The organism is Salmonella sp. SJTUF15581 (assembly GCF_043356775.1).
GTDB lineage: Bacteria > Pseudomonadota > Gammaproteobacteria > Enterobacterales > Enterobacteriaceae > Salmonella > Salmonella enterica.
Window position 1 is genome coordinate 21,575 of the sequence record NZ_JBEUJY010000001.1, and the last position, 18,459, is coordinate 40,033.

General features: G+C 51.0%; 14 protein-coding genes and 1 pseudogene. 9 read left to right on the top strand and 6 right to left on the bottom strand.

From position 1 onward, the window contains the following. Positions 1-21 precede the first annotated feature (21 nt). The gene (gene siiF / locus ABVN36_RS00030) at positions 22-2,088 is read left to right on the top strand and encodes an SPI-4 type I secretion system protein SiiF (protein ID WP_000358577.1); all 2,067 of its coding nucleotides are present in this window, start codon (positions 22-24) and stop codon (positions 2,086-2,088) included. Positions 2,089-2,364: 276 nt separating this feature from the next. On the opposite strand, the gene ABVN36_RS00035 is transcribed toward siiF, so the two are convergent. Continuing rightward, positions 2,365-2,646: a YjcB family protein gene (locus ABVN36_RS00035; protein ID WP_000719058.1), complete on the bottom strand. Its 282-nt coding sequence runs from the start codon at positions 2,644-2,646 to the stop codon at positions 2,365-2,367. 562 nt (positions 2,647-3,208) lie between these two features. Between ABVN36_RS00035 and ABVN36_RS00040 the strand changes: the two genes are divergently transcribed. After that, positions 3,209-4,810 carry an EAL domain-containing protein gene (locus ABVN36_RS00040; RefSeq protein WP_023138416.1) on the top strand — a complete coding sequence of 534 codons (1,602 nt, stop codon included), beginning with the start codon at positions 3,209-3,211 and terminating at the stop codon, positions 4,808-4,810. Here ABVN36_RS00040 and soxS read toward each other — a convergent pair. Further along, positions 4,798-5,121 (bottom strand): superoxide response transcriptional regulator SoxS, encoded by a 324-nt coding sequence (gene soxS, locus ABVN36_RS00045; protein ID WP_000019483.1) that lies wholly within the window; start codon positions 5,119-5,121, stop codon positions 4,798-4,800. The genes ABVN36_RS00040 and soxS overlap by 13 nt on opposite strands. Positions 5,122-5,207: 86 nt before the next feature. On the opposite strand from soxS, the gene soxR reads away from it, so the two are divergent. The 4 genes and pseudogenes from soxR (at position 5,208) to ABVN36_RS00065 (ending at position 10,120) form a co-directional block, all read left to right on the top strand. Then, on the top strand, positions 5,208-5,666 hold the full coding sequence (gene soxR / locus ABVN36_RS00050; protein WP_000412686.1) for a redox-sensitive transcriptional activator SoxR: 459 nt from the start codon (positions 5,208-5,210) through the stop codon (positions 5,664-5,666). 292 nt (positions 5,667-5,958) lie between these two features. Then, a pseudogene (locus ABVN36_RS00055) lies at positions 5,959-6,628 on the top strand (glutathione S-transferase family protein). A gap of 346 nt (positions 6,629-6,974) precedes the next feature. Further along, positions 6,975-8,324 (top strand): guanine/hypoxanthine transporter GhxP, encoded by a 1,350-nt coding sequence (gene ghxP, locus ABVN36_RS00060; RefSeq protein ID WP_000106901.1) that lies wholly within the window; start codon positions 6,975-6,977, stop codon positions 8,322-8,324. Between the two features lie 149 nt (positions 8,325-8,473). Next, entirely contained in the window at positions 8,474-10,120 is a 1,647-nt protein-coding gene (locus ABVN36_RS00065) for a Na+/H+ antiporter (RefSeq protein ID WP_000402189.1), read from the top strand. Positions 10,121-10,214: 94 nt separating this feature from the next. On the opposite strand, the gene ABVN36_RS00070 is transcribed toward ABVN36_RS00065, so the two are convergent. Then, complete coding sequence (locus ABVN36_RS00070; RefSeq protein ID WP_000354962.1) at positions 10,215-11,102, bottom strand: LysR family transcriptional regulator; 888 nt, start codon at positions 11,100-11,102, stop codon at positions 10,215-10,217. Positions 11,103-11,205: 103 nt separating this feature from the next. On the opposite strand from ABVN36_RS00070, the gene ABVN36_RS00075 reads away from it, so the two are divergent. Continuing rightward, the gene (locus ABVN36_RS00075; protein WP_000257347.1) at positions 11,206-11,616 is read left to right on the top strand and encodes a CidA/LrgA family protein; all 411 of its coding nucleotides are present in this window, start codon (positions 11,206-11,208) and stop codon (positions 11,614-11,616) included. Then, positions 11,609-12,298, top strand: coding sequence for an LrgB family protein (locus ABVN36_RS00080; protein WP_001067096.1), 690 nt, complete (start codon positions 11,609-11,611; stop codon positions 12,296-12,298). The genes ABVN36_RS00075 and ABVN36_RS00080 overlap by 8 nt, the downstream gene beginning before the upstream one ends. A 38-nt stretch (positions 12,299-12,336) precedes the next feature. On the opposite strand, the gene actP is transcribed toward ABVN36_RS00080, so the two are convergent. From actP to acs, 3 genes are all read right to left on the bottom strand, one after another. Continuing rightward, on the bottom strand, positions 12,337-13,986 hold the full coding sequence (gene actP, locus ABVN36_RS00085; RefSeq protein WP_000832536.1) for a cation/acetate symporter ActP: 1,650 nt from the start codon (positions 13,984-13,986) through the stop codon (positions 12,337-12,339). Then, positions 13,983-14,297 carry a DUF485 domain-containing protein gene (locus tag ABVN36_RS00090; RefSeq protein ID WP_000999620.1) on the bottom strand — a complete coding sequence of 105 codons (315 nt, stop codon included), beginning with the start codon at positions 14,295-14,297 and terminating at the stop codon, positions 13,983-13,985. The genes actP and ABVN36_RS00090 overlap by 4 nt, the downstream gene beginning before the upstream one ends. A 239-nt stretch (positions 14,298-14,536) precedes the next feature. Continuing rightward, positions 14,537-16,495, bottom strand: coding sequence for an acetate--CoA ligase (gene acs / locus ABVN36_RS00095; protein WP_000083877.1), 1,959 nt, complete (start codon positions 16,493-16,495; stop codon positions 14,537-14,539). Between the two features lie 431 nt (positions 16,496-16,926). On the opposite strand from acs, the gene nrfA reads away from it, so the two are divergent. After that, complete coding sequence (nrfA, locus tag ABVN36_RS00100) at positions 16,927-18,363, top strand: ammonia-forming nitrite reductase cytochrome c552 subunit (protein ID WP_001527354.1); 1,437 nt, start codon at positions 16,927-16,929, stop codon at positions 18,361-18,363. The last annotated feature ends 96 nt before the right edge of the window (positions 18,364-18,459 follow it).

An 18,459-nucleotide genomic window follows, 5' to 3' on the forward strand; every position in this document is an offset into this window, starting at 1 on the left:
TTTGGGTGAGGGGGTTTACTTATGGATAAAAAACTAGAACCTTATTATTTAAGTGCGGAAACGGCATTATCTATAGTGTCTAAAAAATTCAACATAAAAATTGACATCAAAGAGGATGATATAAATTTAAGATTTAAAAAGTACGACAGAAATAACACTGACGACTCTATACAAATGAAGAATTTCTTTTTGTCGTTAGGGCTTTCTCTACAGGATATATTATTTAATAATGGTGAAGATTTACTAAATGAGCCTATGCCGATTTTACTATTAACACCAGAAATGAAGTGGATGGTGTGTGTGAGTGGCGGGCAAAAAATAAAGTTGGTAAACGCGCGCGGTGAACTCTGTTATGTTGAAATTGAAGATGAATATTTAAAAGAGTTATCTGCATTTAGTATACTGCCTTTAAATAAAGTTGTTGATAGTATAAGAGTAAAAAATATCATAAAAAACTCTTTATCAATGAACAAGATTTTTTATACTAAATATTTCTTTTCATCTCTTTTTATGGCAATCTTTGCGTTAACTATCCCAGTATTTAGTAATCTGTTCTATGATAAGCTTGTTCCAAGCGCTTCGGTTTCATCTTTATTTGGCGTAGCTATAATTGTTGCTGTATTTATTGTTTTTGAGTTTATCCTTCGTACTTCGAAAGATATTTATCAGTCTATCACAGCAAGGCAGGATGACGTCGATATTGATATCGCCTTTCTTGAAGCGGTCCTGTATAGTAAAAAGAAAAATGGCAGATCCATGTCATCAGCATTTGTGCTATGGAATGAGTTTCAGAAAATTAAACCCGTTTTATTAAACTCGATCTTTCAACGTATAGCCGATATTCCAATATTTATTATATTTCTCATTGTTATATATGTAAATTTAGGTCTGGTCGTTATTGTACCTGTTACCATGTTTATCGTCTCTATTATTATTTCCCTCGTTAACCACCATTATACTAATGAGTTAATGAATAAACAAAAAGAAGGACAGAAGAACAGGAATATTTTTATCTCAGAAGTTTTCTTATCTATTAAAATGATCCATACCTTAAATAATCAAGGTTTACTTTTTGATTGGGTCAATACATCAAATGAACAGTCGTATCTTAACCTGAAGATAAGGAAATTAAATCTTATCTATCAATCTATATTGGGGAGTATGTCATCTATTACCCAAATAACTATTATGGTAATAGCCTTTTTTATGGTAATCAAGGGTGATGTTACTACTGGCGCAATTGTTTCATCTGTCATTGTCTCTGGTCGTATTTCCGGGATTATTTCGAATTTTTCTTCTACATTAATCTCTATTTTATCAGCAGAAAAAACCGGTAAGGATCTGCTTTCTTTTTTTGATGAAGATCAGGCAGAAAAAACACCGGCATTACAGTCAATATCAAAGTGCAATGGCGATATCTCTATCCGGGGCGTGAGTTATCAGTATGATGCTCAATCTCCGATGATTATTAACCGACTGTCTATAGACATACCTGCGGGGCAACGTGTCGCGGTGGTAGGCGAATGCGGAGCAGGAAAAAGCTCATTACTGGGAATGCTATCTGGCTACCTTTCACCAACAGACGGTGCCATCTTATATGATGGATATAACTTAGGACATTTATCGCAGAACTTTTTTTCTCAGCATTTAAGTGTGGTGACGACACATGATGTTTTATTCACCGGAACCATTGAAAGTAATTTCGCGTTAAAACCGCAAAACGACAGGGGCCGGGTACTCAAGGCGCTCCATCTGGCGAACTGTGGTTTTATCTTGCAACATCCTATGGGGCTGAAGTTTCCGGTGAATTTTATGGCTAAAAACCTGTCATCCGGACAGCAGCAGCAGTTATTATTAGCACGTAGTCTGAGCAGTAACGCCAGCGTCTTTTTATGGGATGAACCAACATCAAATCTGGATGAGAATACCGAGAAGCAAATTTTTGATAACTTAGATGAGTTTATTCATGGGAAGACGTTGATCATGGTGACGCATCGTCGATACCTGATAAAGTATTTTGACCGGGTCCTGGTAATGAAAGGTGGAAAAATAATCCGTGATTGTTCTCCGGATAAATTATTAATGTAAAATAAGCAGCGCTTGTCGCTGTTATCAGGCGGTACTACTTAATAAAAAAGACCCGTTGCACAAACGGGTCTTTTTGTCATTTAACGAGTCGGCAATGTTTTCAATAAGTTTAGCTCGATTCTGTTAGGGCTATTCCACTTGCCATTTTTGGATAACCACACCTGGCGGCCCTCATCAACGGCTATGTGAGGGACGTGATGGTTCGCAAGGCTACCCCTGGCGCGCGATTCCGCGTTGAGATAACCGGTGGGCGACTTCAGCGGCAGCAATAGCGTATCAGGTCAGCACCATCGGCCATTCTGGCGGGGTCTGGCTCATCGTTTCGACCATTACGGCTTCAATGTTATGCCAGATCGCAGCGAGATCCATCATGGTAATACCGAGTAAACCGGTGGCAAACCAGCAGGCGGATACCACGCCCAGACCGCTACTGATCACCGCCAGACCAATATAATCTGATTTACGGAAACGGATATTGAGCGTGCTGGCTAAAAACATGAGCACGGCGCTCAACAGTTGCCAGCGGAGAAGAACGACACCAGTGGTTATGGCAGCCATGAAACATTTCCTCTGAATAGACCTTTGTCCAGGACAGCTCGGTGTTGTTCCCGGGAAACGTGGGACATTCTGGCTATCAACGGACATCACATCAACATCGAATGAAACATTGTTTCTATTTCATTGTTTTTGTGAACTATATCACAAAAACAGGCTTGTTCGCCAGATCGGCAATGTATTTTTTGTGCGTTTTATAACCGTATTTTTTGTGTGACTTCTACGCGTCCGTAGAGAAACTGCCGGAAAGCAAAGATGTATTATTACTACTCTTTTATTTTTTTTCGTGAAATTCAGACCTGATAAAAATATCAAGTTATTTATCAAAAGAAAGGAGTAAAGATGTATACCCCATCGTTTACTTGAGTATAAATCTGATATTATCAAAAATATTTAGCGTCCTGCCTGGTATGCGAAAGAGATTGCGCGTAGTTATTAATGGTAAATGTTGATCGGTAAAAGTCTGTTGCTAATATTGATAAATTCATGCACCGTAAACCTCCGTTTGGTTCACGTCTTATTTTGCCAACAATAGTCACAAATAATGCAGGGAAATAGGCTGAAAATGAGTCAAAGCACACGACGCAAAGTGTTGAGATTTCTCGGAACGATCATTGTGGTGTTACTTCCTGTATTGCTGGCGATCTGGTTTGCTCATATCCGGGCAGTCTCTGAAACCAGAAATCAGTTACATTCATTTGCGCAGTTGGTATTAGATAAAACGGAGCGGGTTATCCTGCAAGCAGATTTAGCCCGCGATGCCGCTGAACAATATCAGGGGCAAGCCTGTACGCCAGCCCATCAACAGCGAATGCTGAATATTATCCGCGGTCGTTTGTACATTAATGAGTTGATTTATGCTAAGGGCCAGCGTTTTCTATGCTCTACGGTTATGACGCCAACAAGTCCTTATTTTATTCCCCGCGCTGACTATAAACGAAAGCCTGACATCGCTATTTATTACTATCGTGATACGCCTTTTTTCAACGGTTATAAAATGACATATATGCAGAGGGGAAACTATGTCGCGGTTATCAATCCCTTATCTTATAGCGAGGTGATGTCAGACGATCCGGCGTTGGCCTGGGGAATGTATGATACGGTGACCAACACCTTTTTCTCCCTGAGTGAACAGGCGCAGGCTGATCAGCTATTACCTTTGGTACGACGGAGTGAACCTGTGTTCCAACAGGGTGAGCGTTTTTATACTCTGGTTAAATCAGCAAAACGACCGGTTGCCGCGATTGTGTCAACCTCAAAGCAACGCTTTTACCAGAACCTCTTTCATCAGCTTACGTTAACGCTACCGTTAGGGATCATCTGTAGCATTATCGTCTTATTTATGTGGTCACGATCCCGGCAGGCATATTACTCACCGCGTCGATTACTGCAACGGGCCATTACCAGGCACCAGCTTTGCCTTCATTATCAGCCGATCATTGATATCCGAAACGGGACATGTGTAGGTGCCGAAGCGCTATTGCGTTGGCCGGGCTATCACGGTCCGGTGATGAGCCCGTGCGAATTTATTCCGCTAGCGGAAAAAGAGGGGATGATTGAGCAGATCACCGATTATGTCGTCGAAGAGGTATTTAATGATTTAGGTGGTTTTCTGGCCGCGCACCCGCATCTTTATATCTCTATCAATCTCTCTGCCGCCGATTTTCTCTCTTCCCGGCTAATTGTGATGATTCATGAAAAAACGCGTCAGCATTCAGTGCTTGCGCAACAGATAAAAGTTGAAGTGACCGAGCGCGGATTTATTGATGTGCCTAAAATGACGCCGATTATTCAGGCGTTTCGCCAGGCGGGATACGAGGTGGCAATTGATGACTTTGGTACCGGCTATTCGAACTTGCATAACCTGTACTCATTAAATGTCGACCTTTTAAAAATTGATAAATCTTTTGTCGACACGCTAACCACTAATAGCGCCAGCCATTTGATTGTGGAACATATTATTGAAATGGCGCAAAGTTTGCGGCTAAAAATCATTGCGGAGGGGGTTGAAACGGCTGAACAGGTTAGCTGGTTGCTAAAACGCGGCGTTCAGTATTGTCAGGGATGGCACTTTGCGAAGGCGTTACCACCGCAGGAATTCATCGCCTGGCTACAACAAACGCCCGCGCCTCTGGCGATACGCGGGCAGACGCCCTACAGGCGGTGACGGTAATCGCTGGGAGTGCGATCGAACTCGCGGCGGAATACACGCGAGAAGGTTTGCTGCGATACATAGCCCAGGTCCATCGCGATATCAAAAATCGGGCGCTCGGTCGTTCGTAGCTCAACGGCCGCCAACAGGAGACGGCGCTGGCGAATATACTCGCCTAATGTTTGATGCGTTACCGTACGAAACATCCGCTGCAAATACCACTTGGAGTAGCCCGATTTTTTTGCCACCACATCAATGTTTAGCGGTTGGTCGATATGTTCATCAATCCATTCGATAAGGGTCTGAATTATCTGCTGATGCGACATATTGTTGCCTCTTAAACAGTATTCGATTCGTCGTTTTGTCTGCGGGCGAGTATAATTCCTCAAGTTAACTTGAGGTAAAGCGATTTATGGAAAAAAAATCTCCCCGTTTAAAAGCCTTACTGACGCCGGGGGAAGTTGCGAAACGTAGCGGTGTTGCTGTGTCCGCCCTGCACTTCTATGAAAGCAAAGGGCTAATTACCAGTATCCGTAATAGCGGTAACCAACGGCGATACAAGCGTGACGTGTTGCGTTATGTCGCGATTATCAAGATCGCCCAGCGTATCGGCATCCCGCTGGCAACTATCGGCGACGCGTTTGGTATCTTGCCGGAAGGACATACGTTAAGCGCGAAAGAGTGGAAGCAGCTCTCCTCGCAGTGGCGCGAAGAGTTAGACCGACGTATTCATACGCTGGTGGCGTTGCGCGATGAGCTGGACGGTTGTATCGGCTGCGGCTGTTTATCGCGTAGCGACTGTCCGCTGCGAAATCCAGGCGACAGGCTTGGCGAACACGGGACGGGCGCCCGGCTGCTTGAAGATGATTAACATGCACTCGGCCATCGGGCTGAGTTCACCTAAAACTAAAGCGCCGCTAAGGGCGCTTTAGTTTGTTTCCGGTCTTTGTCTTTCGCTCTATCCCGCTGATTACAGGAGGGTTTCCCCCGACGTCAACACCCCTCATATCGAGCACGTGGTGGAGGTTCCGGTTTGTGTTGATACTGTAAGTGTAAGCGACGACGCCCTGTTCGCCAGCGAAATGCTGATTTTTTAGCCGAAATTTTTACGGCAACTGCCATAATTTTCTATAGTTAGTTGGCATACCTTACAGGAGACAGCCATGCTGACGGTGCACCATTTAAATCAGTCTCGTTCGCAGCGCATCCTCTGGGCGCTGGAAGAGCTGGCGTTGCCTTACCAGATTGTGCGTTACCAGCGTGAAAAGACCATGCTGGCGCCGCCGGCATTGAAAAAAGTGCATCCGCTGGGCAAGTCTCCGGTTATCGAAGATCACGGTATGGTTATTGCGGAATCGGGCGCCATCCTGGAATATTTGCAGGACACTTACGACAGTATCGGACGCTTTAAACCTGCGGATGCGCAGGGGAAACAACACTATCGATTCTGGCTACATTACGCTGAAGGTTCGCTCATGCCCTTGCTATTGATGAGATTGCTCTTTACCTCTCTGGGTAAACCGCCGGTACCATTGGGCCTGCGAACGTTGGGCGGCGTTATCGGTAAGGGCGCGCAAAAAGCGTACCTTAATCCGCAACTGGAAACCCATGCGCGCTTTATTGACGGGCATCTGGCAAATCACCCCTGGTTTGCCGGAGAGCAGTTAAGTATGGCGGATATCCAGATGAGCTTCCCGCTATTTGCGCTGCTTGCCCGAGGCGGGATCGCTCATCTCGACCATATCAACGCATGGAAAGCGCCGGGTAGAAATGCGTCCAGCCTGGCAGCGAGCGATTCAGCAGGGCGGTCCGTTTACCATTCCCGGCGGATAATGGCGTTTTTGTGAGCAGATTGCGCAACGTATTTGCTAACAGCGATGCGAAAAATTGTTGCTGGATTGCGCAGGGACGATAACGTTTGCGCATCGTCTGGCGATTTATTGAGCATACTAAGCAGAAAAGCATAAAAAGCGGCAAAGTTCAGTTGAAAAAGCGTTTATGATCGCTGGATAATCGTTTGCTTTTTTTTGCCACCCGTTTTGTATACGTGGAGCTAAACGTTTGCTTTTTTGCGGCGCCCCGGTTGTCGTAAATGTAGCACAAGGAGATAACGTTGCGCTGTTAGTGGATTACCTCCCACGTATACCGACGAATAATAAATTCTCAGGGGATGTTTTCTATGTCTACGCCTTCAGCGCGTACCGGCGGTTCACTCGACGCCTGGTTTAAAATTTCACAACGCGGGAGCACCGTTCGCCAGGAAGTCGTTGCTGGCTTAACCACGTTTCTCGCGATGGTTTACTCCGTCATCGTGGTGCCAGGGATGCTGGGTAAAGCCGGGTTCCCGCCTGCCGCCGTCTTTGTAGCGACCTGCCTGGTCGCAGGCGTCGGCTCTATTGTTATGGGGCTATGGGCGAATCTGCCGCTGGCTATCGGTTGCGCTATCTCGTTGACGGCGTTTACCGCGTTTAGCCTGGTCCTGGGGCAGCATATTAGCGTCCCGGTCGCGCTTGGCGCCGTATTCCTGATGGGCGTACTGTTTACCATTATCTCCGCCACCGGCATTCGTAGCTGGATTTTGCGTAACTTGCCGCAGGGCGTGGCCCACGGAACCGGTATCGGTATTGGCCTGTTTTTGTTGCTGATTGCCGCCAACGGCGTCGGCCTGGTCATTAAAAACCCGCTGGATGGCCTGCCGGTCGCGCTGGGCGATTTCGACACCTTCCCGGTGATTATGTCGCTTGTAGGGCTGGCTGTTATTCTCGGTCTGGAAAAGCTGAAAGTCCCCGGCGGCATTCTGTTGACCATTATTGGCATTTCTATTGTGGGTTTGCTCTTCGATCCTAACGTCCATTTTTCCGGCATTTTCGCCATGCCTTCGTTGAGCGATGAAAACGGCAACTCACTGATCGGCAGCCTGGATATTATGGGCGCGTTAAACCCTGTCGTTCTGCCAAGCGTACTGGCGCTGGTGATGACGGCGGTGTTTGATGCGACCGGCACGATCCGTGCGGTCGCAGGGCAGGCTAATCTGCTGGACAAAGACGGACAAATTATCGATGGCGGTAAAGCGCTAACCACCGACTCCCTGAGTAGCGTTTTCTCCGGCCTGGTCGGGGCGGCGCCAGCCGCGGTGTATATCGAGTCTGCGGCCGGTACGGCGGCGGGTGGTAAAACGGGCCTGACGGCGATTACCGTGGGCGTGCTGTTTTTGCTGATCCTGTTTCTTTCGCCGCTCTCTTATCTCGTTCCCGTCTACGCAACCGCCCCGGCGCTCATGTATGTCGGTCTGCTGATGCTGAGTAACGTGGCGAAAATCGATTTTGCTGATTTCGTCGATGCGATGGCGGGGCTGGTAACGGCTGTATTTATTGTACTGACCTGTAACATTGTCACCGGGATTATGATCGGCTTTGCCACGCTGGTCGTCGGGCGTCTGGTTTCCGGCGAATGGCGTAAGCTGAATATCGGAACTGTCGTCATTGCGGTCGCGCTGGTCGCTTTTTATGCCGGCGGTTGGGCTATCTAGTTCTGCCTTCATTCTGAAAAACGGGCGGCGTTGGTCGCCCGTTTTCATTTTCAGGACACATCACGTTACCTTTTGCGTTAATCTGAAGAAGGTGAAACCGAGGCATGATGCCTCTCTCCATCATAAAAAACATCGCAAACAGGGAACGCATGGAAATTTTCTTCACAATACTCATCATGACCCTTGTGGTCTCGCTGTCGGGGGTATTTACGCGTGTATTACCCTTCCAGCTTCCTTTACCCCTTATGCAGATCGCCATTGGCGCGCTGTTGGCGTGGCCGACGTTTGGTTTGCATGTGGAATTCGACCCGGAACTCTTCCTGGTGCTGTTTATTCCGCCGCTGCTGTTTGCGGATGGCTGGAAGACGCCGACCCGTGAATTTCTTGAGCATGGACGAGAGATTTTCGGGCTGGCGCTGGCGCTGGTCCTGGTAACGGTCGTTGGAATCGGCTTCCTGATTTATTGGCTGGTGCCCGGCATTCCGCTGATCCCCGCCTTTGCACTGGCCGCCGTGCTGTCGCCGACCGATGCGGTAGCGCTCTCCGGAATTGTGGGCGAGGGGCGCATCCCGAAAAAAATCATGGGCATTCTGCAGGGAGAGGCGTTAATGAACGACGCCTCCGGTCTGGTATCGCTGAAATTCGCCGTCGCGGTGGCGATGGGGACGATGGTCTTTACCGTCGGCGGCGCGACGCTGGAATTTTTTAAGGTCGCTATCGGCGGTATTCTGGCGGGTTTTGTGGTCAGTTGGCTGTATGGCCGCTCGCTGCGTTTTTTGAGCCGCTGGGGCGGCGATGAACCCGCGACGCAAATTGTCCTGCTGTTTCTGCTGCCCTTCGCGTCTTACCTGATTGCCGAGCATATTGGCGTCTCAGGCATCCTGGCCGCGGTTGCCGCCGGGATGACCATCACCCGTTCTGGCGTAATGCGCCGCGCGCCGCTGGCAATGCGTTTGCGCGCGAACAGTACCTGGGCGATGCTGGAATTTGTCTTTAACGGTATGGTCTTTCTGCTGTTGGGACTGCAATTGCCGGGTATTCTGGAATCTTCGCTGGCGGCGGCGGAAGCTGACCCGAATGTCGAAACCTGGATGCTTTTTACCGATATCGTGCTGATTTATGCAGCATTGATGCTGGTTCGCTTCGGCTGGCTGTGGACCATGAAAAAGTTCAGCCTACGCTTTTTGAAGAAGAAACCGATGGAGTTCGCCAGCTGGACGTCGCGTGAAATTCTGATTGCTTCCTTCGCTGGCGTTCGTGGGGCGATCACCCTGGCTGGTGTGCTCTCTATACCGTTACTTTTGCCGGATGGCAGCGGATTTCCGGCGCGTTATGAACTGGTATTCCTGGCGGCTGGCGTCATTCTGTTCTCGTTATTTGTCGGCGTGATCATGCTGCCGCTGCTGTTGCAACATCTGGAAGTCGCCGATCATGCGCAACAGTTGAAAGAGGAGCGTATCGCCCGCGCGGCGACGGCGGAAGTGGCGATTGTCGCCATTCAGAAAATGGAAGAGCGTCTGGCGGCGGATACTGAAGAAAACATCGATAATCAGTTGCTTACTGAAGTAAGCTCGCGTGTCATTGGTAACTTGCGTCGCCGTGCCGATGGGCGAAACGATGTCGAAAGCTCCATACAGGAAGAAAACCTGGAGCGACGTTTCCGTCTGGCGGCGCTGCGTTCCGAACGCGCCGAGTTGTATCATCTGCGCGCCACGCGAGAAATCAGCAATGAAACATTGCAAAAGCTGCTGCACGACCTGGATTTGATGGAAGCGCTACTGATAGAAAATCAGTAGTCCTTGTGGCCCGGTGGCGCCATGCTTACCGGGCCTACAAGTAGGCCGGATAAGGTGCTTGCACCGCCATCCGGCAAGGGTTTTAACCCATGGCTTACGGTTGTTTCAGCCAAAACCCTTCGCAACAGGTTAACCATGCCCGGGCGCTGTGTGACAGATACACGCCCTCTCGCCAAATCATGCCCAACTGCCAGCGGAGATCGCTTTCCAGCGGTAGCCAGCGCAGCGTGGCCTTATCCAGACGCTGACAAATTGGCTCCGGCAAAATGGCGATACCGACGCCCGCTTGCACCATGGCGGCGAGAAAATCCCATTGCCCGCTGCGCACGGCAATCCGTGGTTTTACGTCATGCTGGCTAAATAAGGTCATCAACTGGCGGCTCAGGGCAAAGTCTTCGTTATAGATAAGAAGAGGATGCTCCGCCAGAGCTTCAGGCGCGATGGAGTCGCAGGTTGTCCACTGACCGGAACGGGGAACCAGCACGCACAGCGGATGACTGAACAGCGATAACGTCGTCAGCCCGCTCGCTTCTTCCACCGGGAGCGCGGTCATCGCAACATCCAGCTCGCCATTCATTACCGCCTGCTGTACCGTCAGGCCGCCAAACTCCGAAATTTTGAGTTCAACGCCAGGGTAGCGTTGTCGAAACAAACTGATTGGCCCGGCCATCAACATGCCGACCATCGGGGGAATACCCAGCCGCAGCACGCCCTTATTGAGATGGTTAATATCGCTCAACTCAGCCTCTAACTGGCGAAACTCAGCGAGGATCGCCAGTCCGCGTTCAAACACCACGCGTCCGGTATCGGTCAGCAATAACTTACGTCCGTCGCGGATCAGTAGCGTACAGTTAAGCTCATCTTCAAGATTTTTCAGCATCTTGCTAATGGTGGGCTGGGTGACAAATAACTTCTCCGCTGCGCGGGTGAAACTTTGCTGGCGCACCACCTCGACAAAATAACGCAGCGTTCTGATATCCATGATTATTCCTTCCGACTATGCCTGCAATGATTTTAATTCATTTCTGCCCGTGACGGAGGTTCTCTATACTGGCGCTCCGTATTATTTTTCAGGACATTCCCTCATGGCTGTGGCGATAAGCCGCGTTACGCCTGCCGTTGTGCAACGACTCCAGGTACCGGTTCAGGTACTGCTCTATGCAGGTTTATTCATTTTTTCCCAATATCTTGTCTCCTGGCTGCACCTGCCGTTGCCCGCGAATCTGGTCGGCATGGTGCTTATGTTGGCGCTGATCGTTTGCCGGATTATTCCGCTTAGCTGGGTACGCGCAGGCGCACGCTGGCTGCTGGCGGAGATGCTGTTATTCTTTGTTCCCGCCGTCGTGGCGGTAGTGAACTATGCCCATCTGTTACTGGTGGACGGCTGGCGCATTTTCTCGGTGATAGCGATCAGTACCTTAATGGTACTCGGCGCGACGGCGTGGGTGGTGGATAAAGTGTATCGCTATGAGATGAGCAGGCTAAACCGTGAATAACGTTCAGTTAAGCGTACTGTGCCTGGTGATTACGCTGGGAATTTACTTCGCCAATAAGCGTCTGTATCGCCGTTTTCGCAAATTGCCGTTGATGCCATTAGTGTTGACGCCGGCACTGCTGGTGTTAATGCTGGTGTTCGGTCATATCTCCTGGCAAAACTATATTGGTGAATCGCACTGGTTATTGTGGCTGCTCGGCCCGGCGACCATTGCCTTTGCGGTGCCGGTGTACGATAACCTCGCGATTATCAAACGTCACTGGATGTCGCTCACCGCGGGCGTAGTGACGGCGACGGTGGTGGCGGTCACCAGTTCCGTTTGGCTGGCGCGTCTGTTCACGTTATCGGATGAGATTCAGCGTAGTCTGGCGGTACGTTCCGTTACCACGCCATTTGCGCTGGCGGCGGCAGAACCCCTGGGCGGGCAGCCGGATCTGGTGGCGCTGTTCGTGGTCGTCACTGGCGTGTTTGGCATGGCGGTCGGCGACGCGCTATTTTTGCGTCTCTCTATCCGGGAAGGCATGGCAAAAGGGGCAGGATTCGGCGCGGCGTCACATGGGGCAGGCACGGCGCGTTCCTATGAACTTGGTCAGCAGGAGGGCGTCGTCGCCAGTCTGGTAATGATGCTGTCCGGCGTGGTGATGGTGCTGGCAGCCCCGCTGGTGGCGAGGGTGATGTTCTGATTTTCCTCCGACCCACAGGGCCGGAGGAAACGGTAAGATTAATGCGCACGCCCTTGTTGTACGCCGAATCCCGTTTGGGAGCGGATAAACTGAGCGCGGAACTGCTCACGTTCACGGTTGCCTTCTGCCGAGTTATCGGTGGCCGAGAAGAACCAGATCCCCAGGAACGCCACGCTGATAGAGAACAGCGCCGGATACTCATACGGGAAGATCGCTTTTTCGTGGCCGAGGATCTGCACCCAAATGGTAGGGCCAAGAATCATCAGCACCACCGCTGTCAGTAAACCTAACCAGCCGCCCAGCATAGCGCCGCGCGTGGTCAGTTTTGACCAGTACATGGAAAGCAGAATGATGGGGAAGTTGCAGCTCGCGGCGATAGCAAATGCCAGGCCCACCATAAAGGCGATGTTCTGATTTTCAAACAGGACGCCGAGGATAATGGCGATCACGCCCAGCACCAGGACGGTGATTTTCGACACCTTCAGCTCTTCACGTTCGGTTGCGCCTTTGCGGAACACGTTAGCGTACAAATCATGCGACACCGCCGATGCGCCCGCCAGCGTCAGACCGGCGACCACCGCCAGAATGGTGGCAAACGCCACTGCCGAAATAAAGCCGAGGAACAGGTTGCCGCCTACCGCGTTGGCTAGATGCACCGCCGCCATGTTATTGCCGCCAATCAGCGCGCCCGCCGCATCTTTATAGGCGGGATTCGCCCCCACCAGCATGATAGCGCCGAAGCCGATAATAAAGGTCAGAATGTAGAAATAGCCCATAAAACCGGTGGCATAGAACACGCTCTTGCGCGCTTCGCGGGCATCGCTGACCGTAAAGAAACGCATCAGAATATGCGGCAAGCCGGCGGTGCCGAACATCAGTCCCAGACCCAACGACAACGCCGAAATCGGATCTTGCACCAATCCTCCTGGGCTCATAATCGCCGTGCCTTTCGGGTGTACCGCCATGGCTTCGGTAAACAGATTATTGAAGCTAAAGCCGACGTGTTTCATCACCATAAAGGCCATAAAACTGGCGCCAAACAGCAACAGGACGGCTTTGATAATTTGCACCCACGTTGTCGCCAGCATCCCGCCGAACAGCACGTACATCATCATCAGCACGCCGACCAGCACTACGGCGATGTGATAGTTGAGGCCGAACAGCAGTTCAATCAGTTTACCGGCGCCGACCATTTGGGCGATGAGATAAAGCGCCACCACTACCAGGGAGCCACAGGCCGAAAGAATACGGATTGGCCCCTGTTTCAGGCGATAAGAGGCAACGTCAGCAAAAGTATAACGTCCCAGATTACGCAGGCGCTCGGCAATCAAAAACAGGATAATTGGCCAGCCGACAAGGAAGCCCAGCGAATAGATCAGCCCGTCATAACCGGAGGTAAACACCAGAGCGGAAATGCCGAGAAATGACGCGGCGGACATATAGTCGCCGGCAATCGCCAGGCCGTTCTGGAACCCGGTGATATTGCCGCCAGCCGTGTAGTAGTCGCTACGGGAACGTACGCGTTTAGAGGCCCAGTAGGTAATACCGAGCGTAAATACGACGAAAATCAAAAACATGATAATCGCCTGCCAGTTGGTGGGCTGGCGTTCAACCGCGCCGCTAATGGCATCCGCCGCATGAGCGGCGAAGGGGAGTGCGGCGGCGAGCGCCGTCAGAACTCTCTTCATAATGCTTTCACCTCATGCAGTACGGCGTTATTAAGACGATCGAATTCGCCATTCGCCCGCCAGATATAAATTCCGGTCAACACAAAAGAAATCACAATCACCCCGACGCCAATGGGAATTCCTCGGGTGACGCTGGTTCCCGCATGTAGAGGCGTGCCCAGCCAGCCAGGCGCGAAGGCGATCAGTAAAATAAAGCTGATATAAACCGCCAGCATGATAACCGACAGAATCGTGGCAAACCGTTGCCGTTTTTCAACTAATTCCCTGAAACGCGCACTGTCTTCTATCCGCTGATAAATTTGGTCATTCATCACAGAGCTCTCCAGAGGTCCCCCTGCGTCTTTCGCGCTACAGGCGCGTTGGCCGCACTCGCGCGCCCCAGCCACATAGTGAACTATGCTGCTGAGGATGTGCTCGCTTGCCGCCTTCCTGTAACACGAAATCCTTTGGGGGAGGGTTTTTTTATATTTCCCTCTCCCGGTTTGAGAGAGGGCAGGGGTAGGGTCGTAGGCCGGATAAAACGCTTTCGCGTTGCCATCCGGCATTATGGTTATGACGGCATCGCGATGGCCTGCTTCTCTTCGAGCAGTTTCTCCACCACGCCAGGATCGGCGAGAGTCGAGGTATCGCCCAGATTGCTGGTATCGCCCGCCGCGATTTTGCGCAAAATACGGCGCATAATTTTGCCGGAACGGGTTTTTGGCAGTGAGTCGGTCCAGTGCAGCACGTCCGGCGTCGCCAGCGGGCCAATCTCTTTACGTACCCAGTTGCGCACCTCCGCGTACAGTTCTGGCGACGGCTCCTCGCCGTGGTTGAGCGTCACATAAGCGTAAATCGCCTGGCCCTTGATAGCGTGTGGAATACCCACCACCGCCGCTTCGGCGATCTTCGGATGCGCCACCAGCGCTGACTCGATTTCCGCCGTACCCAGACGGTGGCCGGAGACGTTTAACACGTCATCCACGCGACCGGTGATCCAGTAATAGCCGTCTTCATCGCGACGCGCGCCGTCGCCGCTGAAATACATATTCTTAAAGGTAGAGAAATAGGTCTGCTCAAAACGTTCATGATCGCCGAACAGAGTGCGCGCCTGGCCCGGCCAGGAATCGGTGATGACCAGATTGCCTTCCGTCGCGCCTTCTTGCGGATGGCCTTCGTTATCCACCAGCGCAGGCTGTACGCCAAAGAAAGGACGGGTGGCGGAACCGGCTTTCAGTTCGATAGCGCCTGGTAGCGGCGTGATCATAAAACCGCCTGTTTCAGTCTGCCACCAGGTGTCGACGACCGGACATTTTTCCTTGCCGATCTTCTTCCAGTACCATTCCCACGCTTCGGGATTGATCGGCTCGCCGACGGAACCCAGAATGCGTAGTGAAGAACGGTCGGTGCCTTCAATGGCTTTATCGCCTTCCGCCATCAGCGCGCGGATGGCCGTCGGGGCGGTATAGAGAATGTTGACCTGGTGTTTGTCGACCACCTGGCACATGCGAGCGGGCGTTGGCCAATTCGGCACGCCTTCAAACATTAAGGTGGTCGCGCCGCAGGCCAGCGGGCCATACAACAGATAGCTGTGCCCCGTCACCCAACCCACATCGGCGGTACACCAGTAAATATCGCCAGGGTGATAATCAAAGACATACTTAAAGGTGGTCGCGGCGTAGACCAGATAGCCGCCGGTGGTGTGCAGCACGCCTTTCGGCTTGCCGGTGGAGCCGGAGGTATAAAGGATAAACAGCGGATCTTCGGCATTCATCGCTTCAGGCTGGTGCTCAGGGCTGGCTTTTTCAATCAAATCGCGCCACCACAGGTCGCGGCCTTCTTGCCAGTCAATGTCGCTGCCGGTGCGCTTCAGGACGATCACATGCTCAACGCTAGTGACATTCGGGTTTTTCAGCGCGTCATCGACATTCTTTTTCAGCGGGATACTGCGTCCGGCACGTACACCTTCATCAGCGGTGATCACCAGCCGCGAGCTGGAGTCGATAATGCGTCCGGCGACGGCTTCCGGCGAGAAGCCCCCGAAGATCACCGAATGCACCGCGCCGATGCGGGCGCAGGCCAACATTGCCACCGCCGCTTCCGGCACCATCGGCATATAAATCGCTACCACATCGCCTTTTTTAATGCCCAGATCCAGCAGTGTATTCGCGAAACGGCAGACATCGCGATGCAGTTCGCGATAAGAGATATGTTTACTCTGCGACGCGTCATCGCCTTCCCAGATAATTGCGGTGCGATCGCCATTTTCCTGCAAATGGCGGTCAAGACAGTTCGCCGCCAGATTCAGCGTGCCGTCCTCGTACCATTTAATCGACACATTGCCTGGCGCAAAGGAGGTGTTTTTCACTTTTTGGTACGGCGTGATCCAATCGAGAATTTTTCCCTGTTCGCCCCAAAACGTATCGGGGTCGTTAATAGACTGTTTATATTTAGTCTCATACTGCTCTGGATTTATCAGGCAACGATCCGCAATGTTGGCGGGAATGGCGTGTTTATGTGTTTGGCTCATGCTGTTGTTCTCCTTGTAGGATGTTAATAATATGTCGCATAAACGTTAAATGTAGGGTCTTAATAAGTTTTGTTTAGTATTTGGGCGACAGATCACGCAAAAAGGGAACTGTGCAAATAAGCAGCAATCTATTTTTTGATTGTGTCCCGCAAAATTAGATAAATTTTCGGGATAACATGACGTTATATGAAATTTTTTAAAAAAGTGATCCGTGTCCGGAAATCAGAAAAGAGAGGGAGTTTTGTCCAGGTTACTAACTCTAAAGTGGTATTTTACATACACTTACAATTGATTAAAGACAACATTTTAAGTGTGGTTATTTGTTACACATAGAGGAGAGCAATGTAATAACAGTATTTGTGCGGTTGCTGTTATGGAAAACGATAAAAAATCGCCATTAAAGATAATGGCGCAATCTGGATGAGACCTCTATGGCAAGGAAAACACTACGCGCACGCCGTTTCTTCAGCCTTATATTTCCTTTTTTCTTCATTACCTCTGTTTACGCTGAGCAAACGCCTGAATCCGCAAAAACCGTTACTGTTGAAGCGAAAAATGAAACGTTCGCGCCTCAACACCCCGACCAATATCAGTCATGGAAAGCGACGTCAGAACAGTCTGCCCGTGAAGATGCGCTGGCGGAAGACCCTCGTCTGGTGATCCTGTGGGCGGGCTATCCCTTCTCCCGTGACTACAACAAACCACGCGGCCATGCGTATGCGGTAACTGACGTGCGCGAAACGCTGCGTACCGGCGCGCCAAAAACGGCGGAAGACGGCCCGCTGCCGATGGCCTGCTGGAGTTGTAAAAGCCCCGATGTCGCGCGCCTTATCCAACAAGAAGGCGAAGACGGCTATTTCCATGGCAAATGGGCGCGCGGCGGCCCGGAAATTGTCAACGATTTGGGCTGTGCCGACTGTCATAACACCGCGTCGGACGATTTCGCCCAAGGGAAGCCCGCGTTAACGTTGTCGCGCCCCTATGCTGAACGGGCGATGGAGGCTATCGGCAAACCGTTTGATAAAGCGGGTCGCTTTGATCAGCAATCGATGGTCTGCGGCCAGTGCCACGTGGAGTACTACTTTGACGGTAAAAACAAAGCCGTTAAGTTCCCGTGGGATGAGGGCATGAAGGTCGAAAATATGGAGCAATACTACGACACTATCGCCTTCTCTGACTGGACTAACTCTCTGTCGAAAACCCCGATGCTCAAAGCGCAGCACCCGGAATATGAAACCTGGAGCGCGGGCATTCACGGTAAGAACAACGTGACCTGTATCGACTGCCACATGCCGAAAGTACAGAACGCCGAAGGCAAGCTCTACACCGACCATAAAATCGGCAACCCGTTCGACAATTTCGCGCAAACCTGCGCCAACTGCCACACCCAGGACAAAGCGTCCCTGCAAAAAGTGGTCGCCGAGCGTAAACAGGCGATTCATGACCTGAAAATCAAGGTTGAAGATCAGCTGGTACATGCGCACTTCGAAGCGAAAGCCGCATGGGATGCGGGGGCGACAGACGCGGAAATGAAACCAATTCTGAACGATATTCGCCACGCGCAGTGGCGCTGGGATCTGGCGATTGCGTCACACGGTATTCATATGCATGCCCCGGAAGAAGGTCTACGGATGTTAGGCAGTGCGATGGATAAAGCCGCGGATGCCCGTACTAAACTGGCGCGACTGCTGGCGACCAAAGGCATTACCCATGAAATTCCGCTGCCGGATATTTCGACGAAAGAGAAGGCGCAGAAAGCGATTGGTTTGAATATGCAACAAATCAACGCGGAGAAGCAGGACTTCCTGAAAACGGTCGTACCGCAGTGGGAAGATCAGGCGCGTAAAAACGGTCTGTTAAGCCAATAACCTCACATGTGACAAATTTGCCGGATGACAGCGCAAGCGCTTTATCCGGCCTACAGAAGTCTTGTAGGCCTTAAAGCTGCGCGCCATCAGGCATTA

What these genes read in the sequence shown, in the direction of transcription:
- siiF (WP_000358577.1), top strand. Translation starts at nt 22, where the DNA reads ATGGATAAAAAACTAGAACCTTATTATTTAAGTGCGGAAACGGCATTA.
- ABVN36_RS00035 (WP_000719058.1), bottom strand. Translation starts at nt 2,646, where the DNA reads ATGGCTGCCATAACCACTGGTGTCGTTCTTCTCCGCTGGCAACTGTTG.
- ABVN36_RS00040 (WP_023138416.1), top strand. Translation starts at nt 3,209, where the DNA reads ATGAGTCAAAGCACACGACGCAAAGTGTTGAGATTTCTCGGAACGATC.
- soxS (WP_000019483.1), bottom strand. Translation starts at nt 5,121, where the DNA reads ATGTCGCATCAGCAGATAATTCAGACCCTTATCGAATGGATTGATGAA.
- soxR (WP_000412686.1), top strand. Translation starts at nt 5,208, where the DNA reads ATGGAAAAAAAATCTCCCCGTTTAAAAGCCTTACTGACGCCGGGGGAA.
- ghxP (WP_000106901.1), top strand. Translation starts at nt 6,975, where the DNA reads ATGTCTACGCCTTCAGCGCGTACCGGCGGTTCACTCGACGCCTGGTTT.
- ABVN36_RS00065 (WP_000402189.1), top strand. Translation starts at nt 8,474, where the DNA reads ATGGAAATTTTCTTCACAATACTCATCATGACCCTTGTGGTCTCGCTG.
- ABVN36_RS00070 (WP_000354962.1), bottom strand. Translation starts at nt 11,102, where the DNA reads ATGGATATCAGAACGCTGCGTTATTTTGTCGAGGTGGTGCGCCAGCAA.
- ABVN36_RS00075 (WP_000257347.1), top strand. Translation starts at nt 11,206, where the DNA reads ATGGCTGTGGCGATAAGCCGCGTTACGCCTGCCGTTGTGCAACGACTC.
- actP (WP_000832536.1), bottom strand. Translation starts at nt 13,986, where the DNA reads ATGAAGAGAGTTCTGACGGCGCTCGCCGCCGCACTCCCCTTCGCCGCT.
- ABVN36_RS00090 (WP_000999620.1), bottom strand. Translation starts at nt 14,297, where the DNA reads ATGAATGACCAAATTTATCAGCGGATAGAAGACAGTGCGCGTTTCAGG.
- acs (WP_000083877.1), bottom strand. Translation starts at nt 16,495, where the DNA reads ATGAGCCAAACACATAAACACGCCATTCCCGCCAACATTGCGGATCGT.
- nrfA (WP_001527354.1), top strand. Translation starts at nt 16,927, where the DNA reads ATGGCAAGGAAAACACTACGCGCACGCCGTTTCTTCAGCCTTATATTT.